The organism is Sporosarcina sp. PTS2304, assembly GCF_003351785.1.
In the GTDB taxonomy this organism is placed as follows: domain Bacteria; phylum Bacillota; class Bacilli; order Bacillales_A; family Planococcaceae; genus Sporosarcina.
This window is the reverse complement of record NZ_CP031230.1, coordinates 2,720,714-2,736,829: the sequence shown is the minus strand read 5'-3', so window position 1 is coordinate 2,736,829 and position 16,116 is coordinate 2,720,714. Positions and strand designations below refer to the sequence as shown.

The window sequence follows — 16,116 nt, the reverse complement described above, 5'->3', positions numbered from 1 at the left end:
GAATTTATTGACAACCTTTCTGTAACCTTTTATACTAGAAAATGCTTTAACGATTAAAGTATTCGATGTCTAAAATAGATATAGGAGGTTGACCGGTGAAAGAAGAAAAAGAACTGTTTTCCCATTTTGAAGAATTGTTCTGGCAAGTGACACGAAGTATGGGAAAGGTGTGGAGAGAGATCTTTGATGAACACTTTCCGGGTTCGCAATCTCATTTAGTTTTTATGCTGGAACGTCGTGGCAGACTACGTATGTCAGAATTAGCAGAAGCACTTCAACTTACAGCGGGGGCAGTTACGAGCGCTTCAGATAAGTTGATCGAACATGGGTATGTAAGTAGAACACGAGATGAAAAAGACCGTCGTGTAGTGTATCTCGACATCACAGAGAAGGGGTGCGACACGATGCAGGAATTGAGAATGAAAGGCCGCAAAAAGATGAAGAGTGTGTTTGCGCATATGTCTGAAGAAGATTTGCAACGATGTATTCAGATCTTTGAGCAGGCGACAGATGTATTGACTACAGGGAGAAAGGATAGCGATGTATGAACCATTTAAATGACAAACAAAAAGTAACCATTATGATCGCTATTATGACTGCCATGTTTTTCTCAGCGATCAATCAAACAATTATCGGGGTGGCGATGCCAAGAATTATTGCGACACTTGGCGGCTTAGATTATTACACATGGGTTATTACGATTTACTTACTAACGATGGCCGTAGCAACAATTTTGGTAGGAAAACTTTCCGATATTTATGGACGAAAACCATTTTTATTAGGTGGTATTGGAATTTTTGTAATTGGAGCATTTTTATCTGGTCTGTCCACAGATATTTTTCAATTAATTATTTACCGCGGAATTACAGGTATTGGCGCCGGAATGATCATGTCGACAGCGTTTACGGCAGTCGGAGATTTGTATCTGCCGCGTGAACGCGCAAAGTGGACAGGATTGATGAGCGGAATCTTCGGGATCTCTAGTGTTCTCGGTCCATTAATGGGTGGATATATCGTGGATCATCTCGATTGGCATTGGGTGTTTTGGGTGTTCCTCCCACTCGGCGTGATTGCGTTTGCGATGATATTTAAATTATTTCCAAAAGTGCCACGACGTGAAGGAGAGTCAATTGACTATTTCGGTTCGTTTTTCCTAACAGTGACCATTGTTGCTTTATTACTTGCGTTTAGTTTAGCAGGTGAGGGAGCAGGGAAATTCGCATGGTCTTCTTGGGAAATCATCGGTTTATTCGGTTTGACTGTCGTCAGTTTAGTGGCATTTATTATTACGGAAACAAAAGTAAAGACTCCTGTTCTCCCATTGTCATTATTTAAAAATGATATCGTAACGATTTCGAATCTCGCAGGTTTCTTACTAGGTATGGGAATGATGGGTGTGATGATCTACGCTCCATTTTTTATTCAAGGTGCGAAAGGAATCTCGCCAAGTGGTTCCGGTTTTATTATGATGCCGATGTCGATTGTCATGGTATTTGCAACTACATTTGCTGGAGGGTATATGACCAAGGTGGGGAAATATAAAGGCTTAGCAATTGCAGGTTTAAGTATTACTGCGATTGGAATCTTCTTATTATCCACGATTTCAATTAGCACTCCTATTTATCTGATGATCATTTACTTATGTATTATCGGTATCGGATTGGGTGCGAGTATGCCTGTTTTCTCCCTAACTGTGCAAAATGCAGTCAGTCTCCGTCAATTAGGAGTGGCATCTGCATCTTCTCAATTATTCCGGTCACTTGGAAATACGATGGGAATTGGAATTTTAGGGGCGGTCATGAGTTCGCAAATGGCGACCAAAATGAAAGCATTGTTTACAGGAAACGAGATGGGGGCTATTTCTCAATTGCCGCCTGAACAAGCTAAACAACTTACGGCACTTGCAGATCCTGAACTGTTATTGGATCAACCAGCACTTGATAACATTCAGGCTGGTCTCCCTGTGGAATTACAAAGCGCTGCAGCAGACATGATTGCGGCTGTCAAAGACGTATTCAGTGACGCACTCACAACCACGTTCTTTGTTGGAGCTTGTATTATGGTCGTAGCGGTAATTGTCGCATTCTTCTTGCGTGCGATTCCATTAGTTTCCGCAATGGATACAAAACCGAAAGTTTCGGAAAAAGAAGGAGAACCTTTACATTAATCGTGAGTTTTTCAAAGGACTGTCCAGAAAGTCAGTAGCAACTGACTTTCTGTGATGGTCTTTTTCTCATGAAAATCAGAAAACTCTTTACAGTTCGTATCGTTAGTTATTTGCATTTTTAGTAACAAACTACGTACATAGAATAGTCCATTGCTATCCAACGTTAAACACGATTGGTTGCAAAAAGAAAAGTAAACACGTATAGTACATTACAACAGTAATGTACTATATGACTAAAAGGCGGTGAAGTTCTTGCTTGCGATGGATGGAGAAAAACCAATTTATTTACAGATTGCTGAATGGCTGGAGAAAGAGATTATTGATGGAACGTTGAAAGCCGATGACAAGGTTTACTCGCAATATCAGTTGGCAGAACTTTTTACTATTAATCCGGCAACTGCTGGAAAGGGGTTGACGATTTTGTTGGATGCGGAACTTATTTATAAGAAACGTGGATTGGGAACATTTGTATCTCCGGATGCGCGGGAAAAGTTACTGGAAAAACGTAGAGGACTAACACTTCGTCGCATAATCCGGGAGTTGCTTGATGAAGCGCACTTGCTTGGCATAGAAGAACAACAATTATTTCAGCTAATACAATCAGAAGGAAAGGGGGGAGCATAATGGAGGTCATTACGCTACGTGATGTCACAAAAAAGTATAAATCATTCAAAGTGCTTGACCAAGTAACACTAACGATCCGTGAGAATGTGATCACTGGTTTGATTGGAAGAAATGGAGCAGGCAAGACCACACTCATGAAGATGGTGGCTGGTTTTACGAAAGAATCGAGTGGAGAGTTGCGTGTGTTCGGTGAGCGGCCTTTCAATAGTTTGGCTGTGTCTGCCAATATGATTTTTGTCGATGATCGAATGGGTTTTCCTGATGCGTTAACACTAGGAAATATTTTAGTAGAATGTGATCGATTTTATGAGAATTGGGACAATGAACTAGCTACACGCTTACTCGAGTATTTTGGCCTTCCCTTAACAGTAAAGCACCGCGTTCTATCTAAAGGAAAACAGAGTACATTCAACGCAGTCGTTGGAATTGCCGCACGTTGCTCATTAACAATGTTTGACGAACCGATTACAGGAATGGATTCTGCTACACGTAAAGACTTTTACCGAGCACTGCTAAAAGATTATATTACACACCCGCGCACGATTGTATTATCAAGTCACCATATCGAGGAAATGGAAGATTTATTGGAAGATATTTTATTGATCGACGGTAAGACAGTGGGATTCCACGGTCCAATTATAGAGTTACAAGAGAAGTTTTTATCTTTGCAAGGAAGATCCAGCATACTGGAAGCTCACGCCACTCGGTACGCTGTCGTTCATCGTTCTATGGAAGGTCCTGTCACAGAATGGATAGTAGACAATGAATACACTGAACAGGAGCTGAGTGACTTGAAACGAGCAGGCATCAACGTTTCAGCAGTCAGCGCGAGCGACGCATATTTGGCGATGACGGGACAGACGAAAGGGGGAGTCGATGATGTTTTCAACGCAATGGAGCGCAAATGAAATAGCAATGCGTCAATTTTTATTAAAATTAAACGGTAATATCGCCATATTTACAGTACTCATTGCATTGCAGATTATAAGCACGGTTTTCTTAAGTGGCGCCTCGACTTCCACATCCTCTTATTTGGACGGTCAAAATCCATTGTCATTTGACTTCAATACCATTTCGAACGATGGACAAGTAGGATTGATGTTGTTTTGGTCGATTATTATAGGCTTTTACTTAACATCCGCTGCACAGCGAAATGAATCATTTACGTTTGTTGCGAATCGTTTGACATTCCAATTAGCTAACTTTTATTTCTTTTGTGCTGCTGCTCTTTTTGGCGGTGTGACGACTATTTTACTCAGCTCGGTGATGAAAATTATTGCGATGTTGCAAGTGAATACAATCATGCAGGCGGACGGGATATTGTCTGCACCGCTTGACTTTTTATCACAGGTTTTCGTATTGAGTGCGTACAGCCTGCTGTTCATGTTGATAGCATATACAGTAGGTTCGCTCGTACAGTGGAACAAAGCATTTATCCTGCTATTGGCCTTGCTATGGATTGCCTTTACGCAGACCACATTTTTTTCTACAGGAGATAGTAGTAAAGGCGTTTTATACTTTTTCTATGGGGAGACGTCCATCCTGCTATTTACGTTGAAAGTTTTGCTGGCAGTCGCGATTTTATTCGGAAGCAGCTTTTGGGTCACCAATCGTTTGGAGGTGAGGAATCCATGATGATTTTTGCGGTTGGAGGCACTGTTTTGCTACTCCTAGCCATTTTAACTATTTTACTAGTTGTAAAAAGCGCTGGGAATTTGGGCATGAACAACAGTGTCCATAAGAAAGTGCTTGTTAGCTATTTGGCTTTACTTTTCATAGTGTTTATCGCAGCGGAAGTAATGGCGAAGACTATGGAGTTTGAACAGCTGACAGTTGTAGAAGGGAATTTATACGGTTTTGATGTCAGAGAAGCGATTGAGAAAGATTTACCAATTCCAAATCGGTTAATCGCAACGCAGCGCACGCATGAAATTGATGGGAAATTTACTATCCCGAACTTTCCGAAAGATGCTGTTATTTTAATTGAAAGAACGGCAGATCGGGACAATGTGATCGAAGAGACGGTATTTCGTCCTGAAATGATGGTAGAGTTTGATGGGATGGACGGTACATTTTATGATGTCTCTCATAAAATAAAAATAGAGTTGCCTGCTTGGGATAGTCATTCTATGTACGTTCCTATGCAACCACCCAATCATATTACGTACACGTTTTACCATGACTCCAATATAGTAAACCAGCTTTCGGGCAAACCTAGTTATGGCTATAATTCGGGTTCAGTTTCAGGGATGATGACTGTCTATTTAAAGGTGCCTGAATCGATCGAACTTGATTTGCCCCAATCGACAGATGAGTTTGAAAATTATACCATTGAAGTGTTGCCATGAAAAACTGTCAGCTACTCTATACGAGTCGGAACTGACCTAAAAAAATGAGACAAATAAAAACACCTTTCGTTGAAAATAGGGTATAGAACCTTATGGAATCAATGTGGAGGTGTTTTTTAATGAGTAGTTGTAGAGATAGTGTACGTGCTAGGATTCTCCCTGCAGAACCGGACGCTTTCCTGAGGGGACGCGGCGGACTCGCCAGAAGTGCGTGGCGATTACGCCTTTCGTCCTGATCCTCCAGGAGAATCCTTGAGTTTGTGTCAGGAGGTCAGTTGGTGTTCGTTCAGAAATTAGAGTGGGAAAAGTAAATCCTCCTGTGCAATGAAATAAAATAGTGCATCGTGTGAGGATTCTCTCTACAGAACCGGACGCTTTCCTGAGGGGACGCGGCGGACTCGCCAGAAGTGCATTGGCGATTACGCCTGTCGTCCTGATCCTCCAGGAGTCGCCGGTTCTTCCGGGAGAATCCTTGAGTTTGTGTCGGGAAGTCAGTTTGTGTTCGTCCAGAAGTTGGAGTGAGGTAAGTGACTTCTCCTTTGCAGTGCAGAAAAGTAGTGTACGTGCTAGGATTCTCCCAGCAGAACCGGACGCTTTCCTGAGGGTGCGCGGCGGACTCGCCAGTTCTTCCGGGAGAATCCTTGAGTTTGTGTCGGGAAGTCAGTTTGTGTTCGTCCAGAAGTAGAGTATGGTAAGCTCTACTTCCTGAACAGTGTGGGTGAAGCTTTGGATTGCCTGATTGAATACATATAGAGTCATTGCTTTTTTCACTCAGTTCGTCGAAACAGTCATAGTAGCTAGCAACACTTCACCGCTTTTCAACTTCAAAACGGTCGCATTGTATCAGACAAGTCTATTTAGTTGGTCTTTCACCACATACAAAGAATGATCGACCTGTCTTGCACACGCTAAGTTTCGGCTGAAGCTTACAGACGATCGACTCCGAGAGGATCAGGACGACAGGTGTAACTCGCAGTGCTTGACGATCCACCGCGTCCCCTCCGGAAAGCGTATCGTCTGGAAGCGCAAGCCGCAGGACTCTTCAAGTCAGCTTCACTCCATCTAATAAACGAACATGAAGTAGCAGACAAGCCCACGTATTTTTCACTACCTACAAAGAGTGATCAACCTGTCTTGCACACACTAAGTTTCGGCTGAAGCTGGAAGACGATCGACTCCGGGAGGATCAAGGACGACAGGTGTAACTCGCAGCGTACTTTTGCGAGGTCCACCGCGTCCCCTCCGGAAAGCGTATCGTCTGGAAGCGCAAGCCGAATGACTCTTCAAGTCCGCCTCACTAATTTCAGTATCCAAAACAAACTCGATTCACATTCCAACACGTAAATAACTAGAAACCGCTTACAAATTTTGCGTTGACAAATAGACAAGAAAACGCTTACTATGAGTTTAACGACTATATAACGACAAGTTTTAGAATTATCAAAAAATGGATGGAGTGAACACGAATGGAACAAAAAGAAAGAAAAGAAATAGGGATATGGTGGGCTATATTACCATTAACAATCATGATTTTAGTCATGGTAGTCACCGTAGTTAAACTAGAACAAGGTCCACACATGCCTTTAATCGTAGGAACTTCCATAGCTGCTCTAGTCGCTTGGCGTCATGGATTCTCTTGGAAAGAAATTGAGGAAATGATGTATAAAGGAATACGTCTCGCTTTACCGGCAGTCATCATCATCATGCTAGTCGGTCTGGTCATCGGTTCTTGGATGGGCGGCGGAGTAGTGGCTACGATGATTTTCTACGGCCTGAAAATCATTACACCATCTTGGTTTCTAGTGGCTATTGCTTTAATTTGTGCACTCGTTTCACTTGCCATCGGTAGTTCATGGTCCACTATGGCGACAATTGGTGTCGCTGGTATGGGGATTGGGTTAAGTATGGGAATTCCTGCAGGTATGGTAGCGGGAGCTGTTATATCAGGTGCTTACTTCGGAGATAAAATGTCTCCACTATCAGATACAACAAACCTTGCAGCAGGATTAACAGGCACAGATTTGTTCGATCATATTAAACATATGCTGTATACAACGATCCCTGGCTTGCTCATTGCACTAGGCGTGTTCACTTTTCTAGGACGTAAATTTGGATCGGGAGAAGCAGAACTAACATCTATCGCAAATACATCTCAAGTAATGCAAGATAGTTTTGTAATTTCTCCATGGTTACTGCTCGTACCTTTAGCAGTTATTGTAATGGTAGCTTTAAAAGTACCCGCCGTACCGGCATTAATTATCGGTATTGTTCTTGGATTTATTTCACATGTCACTCTTCAAGGTGGTACATTTGCGGATGCGCTAGATGCATTGCAGAGCGGTTTTGCTATTGAGACTGGCAACGAGCTAGTCGACAAGTTGTTTAATGGTGGCGGACTGGATTCCATGATGTATACGGTCTCTATGACACTTGTTGCGATGACATTTGGCGGGATTTTGGAGTATTCGGGCATGCTGCGTTCGATTATGAATCAATTATTGAAAGTCGTAAAGTCTACATCTTCTTTAATTATTTCAACAATTGGTGCTTGTGTCATGACGAATGCGACGTGTTCTGAACAGTATATCTCCATCGTTGTCCCTTCAAGAATGTTCAGTAAAGCTTATAAGGAAAAAGGATTGAATTCTAAAAACCTTTCACGCGCACTAGAAGATGGAGGAACACTGACGTCGGTGTTCATACCTTGGAATACTTGTGGTGTGTTCATATTTGGAACATTGGGAGTAAGTGTAGTAGAATATGGTCCCTACGCGATCTTGAATCTTGTCGTACCATTCATTTCCATTGTATATGCACTTACCGGCTTTTCTATCGTGAAGCTGACACCGGAAGAGATCGAGGAAATGAATGCAAAAGAAAAGAAATTGGATATGGAAGCTCAACTTGAATAGTACGTATAAAAAAAGAAAAGCGCGGGTTTCCGTAGCTTTTCTTTTTTTACTATAGGGGCAAGTGTAATTCGTAGATTGACCGTGGTCTACCTTGTGCATAGGTCATTTCTTCACCGACCGTTTTAATAAACTCGCAATCGCTCAGTTTTTTTATCGTACGTTCTGCTGTTCTTCGGGACACGCCTAAATAATTCGCCAAGTCATTCGCGGAGAAGGGAGCAGCCTGTCTAAATTGATTGAACTGGATAAGCTTTGAAATGACGGCTGGACTTAATGTAGTGTTAGAACTGATTTCTAAAAGATGAGGTTCTTCAATCTTCATAGAAATGGCAGGCATACCTGTTGGTAGAGGACCGTGAAGTCGTTTCTTTTCATCCAACATATAGATCCCACTGTTTTTTGACTGTCTAGATAATTCGAGTGCGCTTGAAGCATTTGTACTAGCTTCCACAATCGTTTGTCCGCTACCAAACATTAGAGCGGAGATAGGAGATAAGGAATCGATCAATTGAATGAATTCTTCCGTTTGTAGAGCGAATTCTACCGAGCCGACTGTAGTATACAATAAAAATGTATCATCTTCTTGTACAGTCTGTGCGTGTAAAAATGTAGCTAGTCGTTCTATAGTGTCACTAGCAAATTCAGCTGGTTGATAAATTTTCAGTAAACCAACCGCAATTTTAGTCGCTTCACTTTTTTGTAACTGCGCTTGTTGGGCAGTATGTTCTAGCGCGCGGAGTATATTACTGACAGGATCAATCATTCGGAATGCAGGAATTCCAATCTTTTGTAATTGGTCGTAGACAGCATGAACACTCGTGACCGCCATTTTCGTTTGCCCGCTATTATAGTGTGAAACATGAAAATTCACGACAGTTTGTAAATCAGTTTCCGCATTCAGTTCATACATAGCGGGCTTTTTAATAATAGAAAGATGATTCATATCTTGCAAAACGTGCTCTACGTGGATTTTTTCTTTGCTATCAATAGAAAGTTCATGAATGGGTAGTTTTTTTTCTGAAGCTATATACAATAAAGTAACCGCAATTGTATTTTCATTTTGCTGAAGATAAAATGAAGGTATGGTCAATTGCTGAATGACTTTAGAAGAAGCTTCGTACGGCAAGGAGCCTGAAAATAAAATGGCGTGACAAGGTTTTAATTTTTCGAGCAGGTGAGGTGCTTCGCTCGGGTTCTCGTAACTGTAACAGTGAATACGAATGTCTTTAGGAAGTGTCATTGCTTCCGTTCGCAAACAAAACGCGGTTGATCCGACGAGTGCGATAGTAACTTTCATAAAATTCCTCCAATATCATTAGCGACTATTTAACGACAATGTTACAATAGGTTAGAACATTTGCCAATAAGAAAGGAAGATTATGCATGAAAATAACTGAAATAGAAATATTTGCGATCCGTTTACCTTTATATGAACCGTTTGTTATTAGCTATGCCACATATGATGATATGCCATCAATTATTGTTAAATTAACGACAGATACAGGTCATGTCGGATATGGAGAGTCCGTTGCAGATGACCATGTGACGGGAGAGAGTTGGGAAAGCACGTTTGCGGTTATTCAACATAAACTCGCACCACAACTAATTGGAGAAAATCCTAGCCGGTTTGAAAGAATACATGAAGTGATGAATAAGGCAATTACTGGAGTGCCTTCCGCAAAAGCCGCTCTTGATATTGCTTGTTTTGATGCAGTTGGAAAAGCGTACGGCGTGCCGGCATATGATTTACTGGGCGGCCGCTATCATGAGAAATTCCCTATTACGCATGTTTTAAGTATCGCATCACCTGAACATATGGCTCAAGAGGCCGCAGATCGTGTAGCGGCAGGATATAATTCATTAAAGATGAAAGTCGGTACAGACGCAAAAGAAGACGTGAAACGAATTCAAGCGGTACGTGAACGTGTAGGACAGGACATCGCCATTCGCGTAGACGTCAACCAAGGGTGGGTCAACAGTGCGACTACGTTACAAGCGATGAAGCAATTAGAAAGCTGTAATTTAGACTGGCTAGAGCAACCGGTAGTAGCTAACGATATCGATGGATTAGTAGAAGTGAAGTCAAAGACATCGACACCACTTATGGCAGATGAAGGATTAAAAGGAGTACGTGAAATGCGGGAAATTATCGCAAAACGTGCGGCCGACAAAGTAAATATTAAACTTATGAAGTGTGGCGGCATGTACCCTGCGAACAAACTGGCACATATGGCGGAGATGGCAGGAATTGAGTGTCAAGTAGGATCGATGGTCGAGTCGTCCGTCGGTTCAGCAGCAGGCTTCCATGTAGCATTCTCTAAAAAGATTATGACAAGTGTCGAACTGACCGGACCACTAAAGTTTAGTAAAGACGTCGGCAATCTGCAGTATGACGTGCCTTTCATTCAGCTCAATGAAAAGCCTGGGCTAGGAATTGATATCGATGAAAAAGTATTAGAAGAGTTGACTGTACGTAAAGAAAAGGTGACACGATGAGTAGACAAGCAATGCCAGAAACTATTTGCTTGCTGACAGAAGAGTGGCTTCCGGAAATTATGAAGTTGCAAGAAAAAGTGTTAGCAGCTCTTGAAACTCCTGAGCTTCTTCAACCTTTAACAGAAAAAGAGTTTTTATTCGTTCTTCAAGGCCACGGAATGATTGCCGGCGCATTTGTTAACGATCAACTCGTCGCTATACGGGCTATGTTAGATCCAGGAGAAGATGAGGAACATTTAGGTGTCGATGCGGGAGTATCAAAAGAACAACTGGCACATGTTTTGTACTCTGAAATTTCGGAAGTAGACCCGGCGTATAGAGGGCGGGGACTTCAAACAACTCTAGGGAAGTGGTTGATGGACTACGTAAATAAAGATCGCTATCACTATATTTGCGCGACTGTCGCACCATTTAATATACCTAGTCTGAAAGATAAATTTGCTCTTGGTTTACGAATTGTTGCCCTAAAAGTGAAGTATGGCAATAAGTTACGTTATATCTTTTTGAAAGATTTGCAGGCAACAACATCGACTGAAGTTTGTCAGGAACAACGCATAGTAATGGGTGATATTGAGCAACAACAACATGCACTTGTCGCTGGTTGGGTCGGCCGGCAGATAGAAAATATTGACGGGGAATGGTATGTCATCTACGTCAAGTAAGAGTGAGGATTGATTGTTTAAGTTTTGAAAAACATAACTAGAATGTTTCCTACAAGGTATATAACGAAACCTCGTAGGGAACGTTTTTTTAGTTTCTGTATCGTAAGTGTACATCCTCTATAGATACGTAAGTCTATGATAAAATTAGCATAGTACATTATGAAAGGTGGATATCGTTTATGAATCATTCATCAATTAAGCTCACTTCACTATCTTCAAAAGGAGGCTGTGGTTGTAAAATAGGGCCAGCCGATCTAGCTGAAGTACTACACACACTCCCACCAGGTCTTTCAGATCCTAACTTACTTGTCGGTCTTGATACGAGTGACGATGCGGGTGTATATAAAATAAATGACACGACGGCTATCGTTCAAACACTCGATTTTTTCACACCGATTGTCAATGATCCATATGACTTTGGTCAAGTAGCTGCGGCGAACGCAATTAGCGATGTGTACGCAATGGGAGGCAAGCCGATTACTGCTTTGAATATCGTAGCATTCCCCATTCATACATTGGAACGCAATATCCTAACTGAAATTTTACGTGGTGCAGGCGATAAATTAAAGGAAGCAGGCGCTGTATTGGTTGGCGGTCATTCGATTGATGACCCAGAACCTAAATTTGGTATGCAAGTAACCGGAACCGTACATCCAGACAAGATCCGTACAAATGCAGGTGCGAAGCCTGGAGATCGCTTACTTTTGACGAAGCCGATCGGTGTCGGCATTATGACAACTTCATTGAAAAACGGATTATTGACAGAAGACGAAGAAATCCTTGTGACAAAAGTGATGACAACGCTCAATAAAACAGCATCTGAAGTAATGGAAAACTATACGATCCATGCAGCGACAGATGTTACAGGGTTTGGCCTGCTGGGACATGCTTCGGAAATGGCAAAAGGAAGCGGGGTTTGTTTGCGCATAGACAATGAAAATGTACCCGTTCTACCACGTACGAGAGAGCTAGCAGAGGCAGGCTCTGTACCAGGAGGAACGAAAAATAACTATAAACACGTGGAAGACGTAGTGGATTATCCGGAATCACTGGATCAAATCGGTCGCTGGATTTTATGTGACGCAGTGACTTCAGGTGGTTTGCTAGTAGCAGTCGCAGGAGATGAAGCGGATCGTCTGCTCGCAGAGTTACGCGATGCAGGTGTCGATGCACATGTGATTGGGGACGTCACTGACGAACAGAATGGCAAAATAATCGTACGGTAAATCTAGGAAATGGGGAACGACATGGTACGAGATATTACATTGACAGATGCATTGGATTTACAGAAAGAACACGGACAAACTTTAGTTGATGTACGCTCGCCTAAAGAGTTTAAAGAAGCGACTATTCCAGGTAGTATCAATATCCCAATCTTTAACGATGAAGAGCGGGCAGAGGTTGGAACGCTTTATAAACAAGTAGGTAAAGAAGCTGCCATGGACCGGGGACTTGTCATTTTCTCGCAGAAATTGCCGGCCTTTATAGCGGAGTTTAGAAAAATTGATACACCTATCACTGTATTTTGTTGGCGTGGTGGGATGCGCAGTAAAACAGCGATGACAGTATTAGAATTGATGGGCATCCGCTCCAGTCGTATTAGCGGTGGGATCCATACTTATCGTCAATGGGTTATCGAACGTTTGCAGGAAAATTTCGCACCTCGATTACTCGTGTTAAACGGCTACACAGGAAGCGGTAAAACAAAGATTCTTCATAAGCTTATGGACGATGGATATCCAGTTATTGATTTAGAAGGGATGGCTGGTCATCGCGGATCGATCTTTGGACAAATTGGCGTCCAACCGAATAATCAAAAGAAATTTGAGTTATTGCTGGCAGACAAGCTGGTAGAATATGCTAACGAGCCGTATGTTTTCATCGAAGGAGAAAGTAAAAGAATCGGCCAAGTGCATATGCCGGAAAACTTATTCAAGAAAAAAGAACAGAGTCCACAATGGATTATTCAATTACCTGTATCTGTACGTGTGAAAGAAATTTTATCTGAATACAATCCAGAAAAACATCCAAAACAATTTTTAGAAGCTTTCTCTCGCATTCGCAAAAGAATTCATCAACCCGTTGCTATGCAAATACAAAAAGATCTTGAAAGTGGATATTTCGCAGAAGCGGTCGAACAATTACTGATCCATTATTACGATCCGCAATACGAGTATTCAGTTGCTCGTTTTACAAAAATTAGTGAACATGTAATTGAAGTGGATACCGTGCAAGAAGCGTATGAAGTATGTGTAAAAAGGTATAAAGAATTACAAAAGTGAAAGTGCAGTATTACGAACACATTTCGCTTTATAGTTCCCCGCTATCTTTTGTACTGCACAGCTTGGAATGCCGCGTAACGAACTCCCCAATGTCACCAATTGCGCTCATCTATTGTATATAATTATACAAACGTTGTACTAACTTAAAATAATGTTTGTATAATGGTTTGTCAATTAGCTAACTAGGGTATTTAATACAATACAATCAACTAGACTATCAACGAAAAAACTATAGAAAAGAGGATTTGCTATGATAGAGCTAAAAACAAACTTAGTCGGAAAAAAGGCGTTATTTGGTGACGCCAGTGCAGTACTGGGAGAACATGACATTACGATGGGGGGTAACTGGGATTTTGATCGCGGAAATTTCGACGCTATTTTAAATCAAGATGGTAGCGAGACAGTCTATTTGAGGTTACCGTTTGACGTTGTGGATGGAATGTTAGATGAAGATACTGCCATGATCGAGTTCGGCACACCTTTTATTATTAAACACGTAATCAATATCGGATTGGATGATGATGATAGCCCTGTTTTAGCAGCTGCCGGACTAGATCAGTTCCAATCTCCACAAGACAAAGATGCGCCTATTGTATATGACGAAAAGTGGGTAATTGAAGGAGAAGAGCGGATTGCGAAGTTTTCCGATCATGCAATCTTTATTGAACCATTTGTTTAATTATACGGATTAGCAAATAGATTTAAATAAAACCTCAACAACGCACGAAAAGCTATGTGCTTTTCATGTGTTGTTGAGGTTTACTTAGCGTGTGTTTAACAGATAAATATACGATTCGCTTCCGATTGAGTAAGATTGATATGATAAGATGGGTGAAGTATAAATTGATGATTCTGATATATAGAGAAAGAAGGGAATCGGATGTCCAGACAGCGAGAGTTTTCAATCTATACAAAATCCAAGGAAGCACAGCAACAACTATACAAACGCTCTTTACTTGTCGTAGTCATTTCCCAAATCTTCAGTGGTGCGGGACTTGCGGCTGGTATAACAGTAGGTGCGTTACTTATTCAAGACATGACAGGTAATGAGAGTTTAGCCGGCATGCCTATTGCGCTTTCTACATTTGGATCCGCCTTTTCAGCCTATTTAGTCGGCAGAATGTCACAGCGATACGGACGCAGGTATGGTTTAGGTGCTGGTTTTATTACAGGCGGGATTGGTGCATTTGGTGTCATCGGTGCGGCAGTAGCCGGAAATTTGATCTTCTTATTTATTTTTTTATTCATTTATGGAGCGGGTACGTCTTCCAATTTACAAGCGCGTTATGCCGGTACGGATTTGGCTGATGAGAAACAAAGAGCGACGGCAGTCAGTGTGTCCCTAGTGTCTACAACGATCGGAGCAGTAGCGGGGCCCAATTTAGTTTTGCCGATGGGGCGTGTAGCAGACTTTATTGGGATACCATCATTGACCGGTGTGTTTTTACTAGCTGCTGTGGCTTATATTTTATCTGGTGTAACTTTTCTTCTTTTCTTGCGGCCGGATCCATTGTTAGTGGCACGTGAAATAGAATTAGCTAAACAAAGAGAATATAAAAGCACGAAAGAAAGATCATCTGTCCATCATCATCAAGCAAATAAGATGGGGATTTGGGTAGGTGCCATCGTTCTCGTCTTATCGCATGGTGTAATGATAGCCATTATGACTATGACACCTGTTCATATGCAACATCATGGTGCGGCAATCTCAGGAATTGGCTTAGTCATTGGATTACATATCGCGGGTATGTATGTACCTTCAATTTTTACTGGTGTGCTAGTAGACCGGATCGGACGACCAGCCATGGTAATTGCGTCGGGTATTACGTTGGCGCTGGCAGGCATTCTTGCCGCATATGTGGCGGGTGGATCCGTATTTTGGATGTCTGTTTCACTTATTCTTCTTGGGGTAGGATGGAATTTCGGATTGATCAGTGGAACAGCTATTGTGATAGATTCGACAGATGTGCTGACGCGAGCAAAAATTCAAGGAAGTATTGACGTATTTGTTGCGCTGGCGGGTACAGTAGGTGGATTGGCTTCTGGAATGATCGTTGCATTCTCTGGGTTTTCCATGCTTAGTTTTCTGGGCACATATGTATCGCTTCTGCTGATCCCTTTAATTGTTTGGATGCGCTACAAACAAAGAAAAATGCCGATGCAAAGTATGTGAAATTTCGATTTTTGTTGAGTAATCATATGGTGCATAATCCATTTATTGATTTATTCAAAAGTGATCGACGGCAATTTAATGGAGTGAGGCTAACTTGAAGAGTCTTACGGCTTACGCTTCCAGACGATACGCTTTCCGGAGGGGGCGCGGTGGACCTCGCAAAAGTGCATTGCGAGTTACACCTGTCGCCCTGATCCTCCCGGAGTCGATCGTCCTCCAGCTTCAGCCGTACTTAGTGTATGCAATACAGTTTGATCACTCTTTAGGTGGTGAAAACCATGTAGAATTGTCTGATACAATCTGACCGTTTTTGAAGTTAGATAGTAGTGAAGTGTTGTTAGCTACTATGACTGTTTCGATGAACTGAGTGAAAAAATGACCCTATATACATTCAGTTAGCAAATCCAAAGCTTCACCACACTGTTTAGGAAGCAGAACTTACCATACTTAAT

General features: G+C 41.9%; 14 protein-coding genes. 13 read left to right on the top strand and 1 reads right to left on the bottom strand.

The window, feature by feature from the left end; genetic code table 11:
• Positions 1 to 95 precede the first annotated feature (95 nt).
• From DV702_RS13170 to nhaC, 7 genes are all read left to right on the top strand, one after another.
• Complete coding sequence (locus DV702_RS13170; protein ID WP_114925167.1) at positions 96 to 548, top strand: MarR family winged helix-turn-helix transcriptional regulator; 453 nt, start codon at positions 96 to 98, stop codon at positions 546 to 548.
• A complete protein-coding gene (locus DV702_RS13165; RefSeq protein ID WP_114925166.1) occupies positions 545 to 2,167 on the top strand; it encodes an MDR family MFS transporter in 1,623 nt (540 codons plus the stop codon). The genes DV702_RS13170 and DV702_RS13165 overlap by 4 nt, the downstream gene beginning before the upstream one ends.
• Before the next feature lie 261 nt (positions 2,168 to 2,428).
• On the top strand, positions 2,429 to 2,791 hold the full coding sequence (locus DV702_RS13160) for a GntR family transcriptional regulator (protein WP_114925941.1): 363 nt from the start codon (positions 2,429 to 2,431) through the stop codon (positions 2,789 to 2,791).
• Positions 2,791 to 3,699, top strand: a complete 909-nt coding sequence (locus DV702_RS13155; protein WP_205407182.1) for an ATP-binding cassette domain-containing protein — start codon at positions 2,791 to 2,793, stop codon at positions 3,697 to 3,699. Before DV702_RS13160 ends, DV702_RS13155 begins: the two co-directional genes overlap by 1 nt.
• Complete coding sequence (locus tag DV702_RS13150; RefSeq protein ID WP_162805807.1) at positions 3,668 to 4,426, top strand: hypothetical protein; 759 nt, start codon at positions 3,668 to 3,670, stop codon at positions 4,424 to 4,426. Before DV702_RS13155 ends, DV702_RS13150 begins: the two co-directional genes overlap by 32 nt.
• Positions 4,423 to 5,139, top strand: a complete 717-nt coding sequence (locus DV702_RS13145) for a hypothetical protein (protein WP_114925163.1) — start codon at positions 4,423 to 4,425, stop codon at positions 5,137 to 5,139. Before DV702_RS13150 ends, DV702_RS13145 begins: the two co-directional genes overlap by 4 nt.
• 1,466 nt (positions 5,140 to 6,605) lie before the next feature.
• Positions 6,606 to 8,051: a Na+/H+ antiporter NhaC gene (gene nhaC, locus DV702_RS13140; protein ID WP_114925162.1), complete on the top strand. Its 1,446-nt coding sequence runs from the start codon at positions 6,606 to 6,608 to the stop codon at positions 8,049 to 8,051.
• Positions 8,052 to 8,100: 49 nt separating this feature from the next.
• Here nhaC and DV702_RS13135 read toward each other — a convergent pair whose 3' ends face one another.
• Entirely contained in the window at positions 8,101 to 9,348 is a 1,248-nt protein-coding gene (locus tag DV702_RS13135; protein ID WP_114925161.1) for an HTH domain-containing protein, read from the bottom strand.
• Positions 9,349 to 9,434: 86 nt separating this feature from the next.
• Here DV702_RS13135 and DV702_RS13130 point away from each other — a divergent pair, with 86 nt between their 5' ends.
• From DV702_RS13130 to DV702_RS13105, 6 genes are all read left to right on the top strand, one after another.
• Positions 9,435 to 10,547: a mandelate racemase/muconate lactonizing enzyme family protein gene (locus tag DV702_RS13130; RefSeq protein ID WP_114925160.1), complete on the top strand. Its 1,113-nt coding sequence runs from the start codon at positions 9,435 to 9,437 to the stop codon at positions 10,545 to 10,547.
• The gene (locus DV702_RS13125; protein WP_114925159.1) at positions 10,544 to 11,209 is read left to right on the top strand and encodes a GNAT family N-acetyltransferase; all 666 of its coding nucleotides are present in this window, start codon (positions 10,544 to 10,546) and stop codon (positions 11,207 to 11,209) included. Before DV702_RS13130 ends, DV702_RS13125 begins: the two co-directional genes overlap by 4 nt.
• 179 nt (positions 11,210 to 11,388) lie before the next feature.
• Positions 11,389 to 12,435 carry a selenide, water dikinase SelD gene (gene selD / locus DV702_RS13120; RefSeq protein WP_114925158.1) on the top strand — a complete coding sequence of 349 codons (1,047 nt, stop codon included), beginning with the start codon at positions 11,389 to 11,391 and terminating at the stop codon, positions 12,433 to 12,435.
• A gap of 21 nt (positions 12,436 to 12,456) precedes the next feature.
• The gene (gene mnmH / locus DV702_RS13115; protein ID WP_114925157.1) at positions 12,457 to 13,491 is read left to right on the top strand and encodes a tRNA 2-selenouridine(34) synthase MnmH; all 1,035 of its coding nucleotides are present in this window, start codon (positions 12,457 to 12,459) and stop codon (positions 13,489 to 13,491) included.
• A 250-nt stretch (positions 13,492 to 13,741) separates the two neighbouring features.
• Entirely contained in the window at positions 13,742 to 14,170 is a 429-nt protein-coding gene (locus DV702_RS13110) for a YugN family protein (RefSeq protein ID WP_114925156.1), read from the top strand.
• Between the two features lie 201 nt (positions 14,171 to 14,371).
• On the top strand, positions 14,372 to 15,664 hold the full coding sequence (locus DV702_RS13105) for an MFS transporter (RefSeq protein ID WP_114925155.1): 1,293 nt from the start codon (positions 14,372 to 14,374) through the stop codon (positions 15,662 to 15,664).
• The last annotated feature ends 452 nt before the right edge of the window (positions 15,665 to 16,116 follow it).

Excerpts from the sequence above, each read along its gene's own strand:
- DV702_RS13165 (WP_114925166.1), top strand. The coding sequence starts at position 545 with ATGAACCATTTAAATGACAAACAAAAAGTAACCATTATGATCGCTATT.
- DV702_RS13160 (WP_114925941.1), top strand. The coding sequence starts at position 2,429 with ATGGATGGAGAAAAACCAATTTATTTACAGATTGCTGAATGGCTGGAG.
- DV702_RS13155 (WP_205407182.1), top strand. The coding sequence starts at position 2,791 with ATGGAGGTCATTACGCTACGTGATGTCACAAAAAAGTATAAATCATTC.
- DV702_RS13150 (WP_162805807.1), top strand. The coding sequence starts at position 3,668 with ATGATGTTTTCAACGCAATGGAGCGCAAATGAAATAGCAATGCGTCAA.
- DV702_RS13145 (WP_114925163.1), top strand. The coding sequence starts at position 4,423 with ATGATGATTTTTGCGGTTGGAGGCACTGTTTTGCTACTCCTAGCCATT.
- nhaC (WP_114925162.1), top strand. The coding sequence starts at position 6,606 with ATGGAACAAAAAGAAAGAAAAGAAATAGGGATATGGTGGGCTATATTA.
- DV702_RS13135 (WP_114925161.1), bottom strand. The coding sequence starts at position 9,348 with ATGAAAGTTACTATCGCACTCGTCGGATCAACCGCGTTTTGTTTGCGA.
- DV702_RS13130 (WP_114925160.1), top strand. The coding sequence starts at position 9,435 with ATGAAAATAACTGAAATAGAAATATTTGCGATCCGTTTACCTTTATAT.
- DV702_RS13125 (WP_114925159.1), top strand. The coding sequence starts at position 10,544 with ATGAGTAGACAAGCAATGCCAGAAACTATTTGCTTGCTGACAGAAGAG.
- selD (WP_114925158.1), top strand. The coding sequence starts at position 11,389 with ATGAATCATTCATCAATTAAGCTCACTTCACTATCTTCAAAAGGAGGC.
- mnmH (WP_114925157.1), top strand. The coding sequence starts at position 12,457 with ATGGTACGAGATATTACATTGACAGATGCATTGGATTTACAGAAAGAA.
- DV702_RS13110 (WP_114925156.1), top strand. The coding sequence starts at position 13,742 with ATGATAGAGCTAAAAACAAACTTAGTCGGAAAAAAGGCGTTATTTGGT.
- DV702_RS13105 (WP_114925155.1), top strand. The coding sequence starts at position 14,372 with ATGTCCAGACAGCGAGAGTTTTCAATCTATACAAAATCCAAGGAAGCA.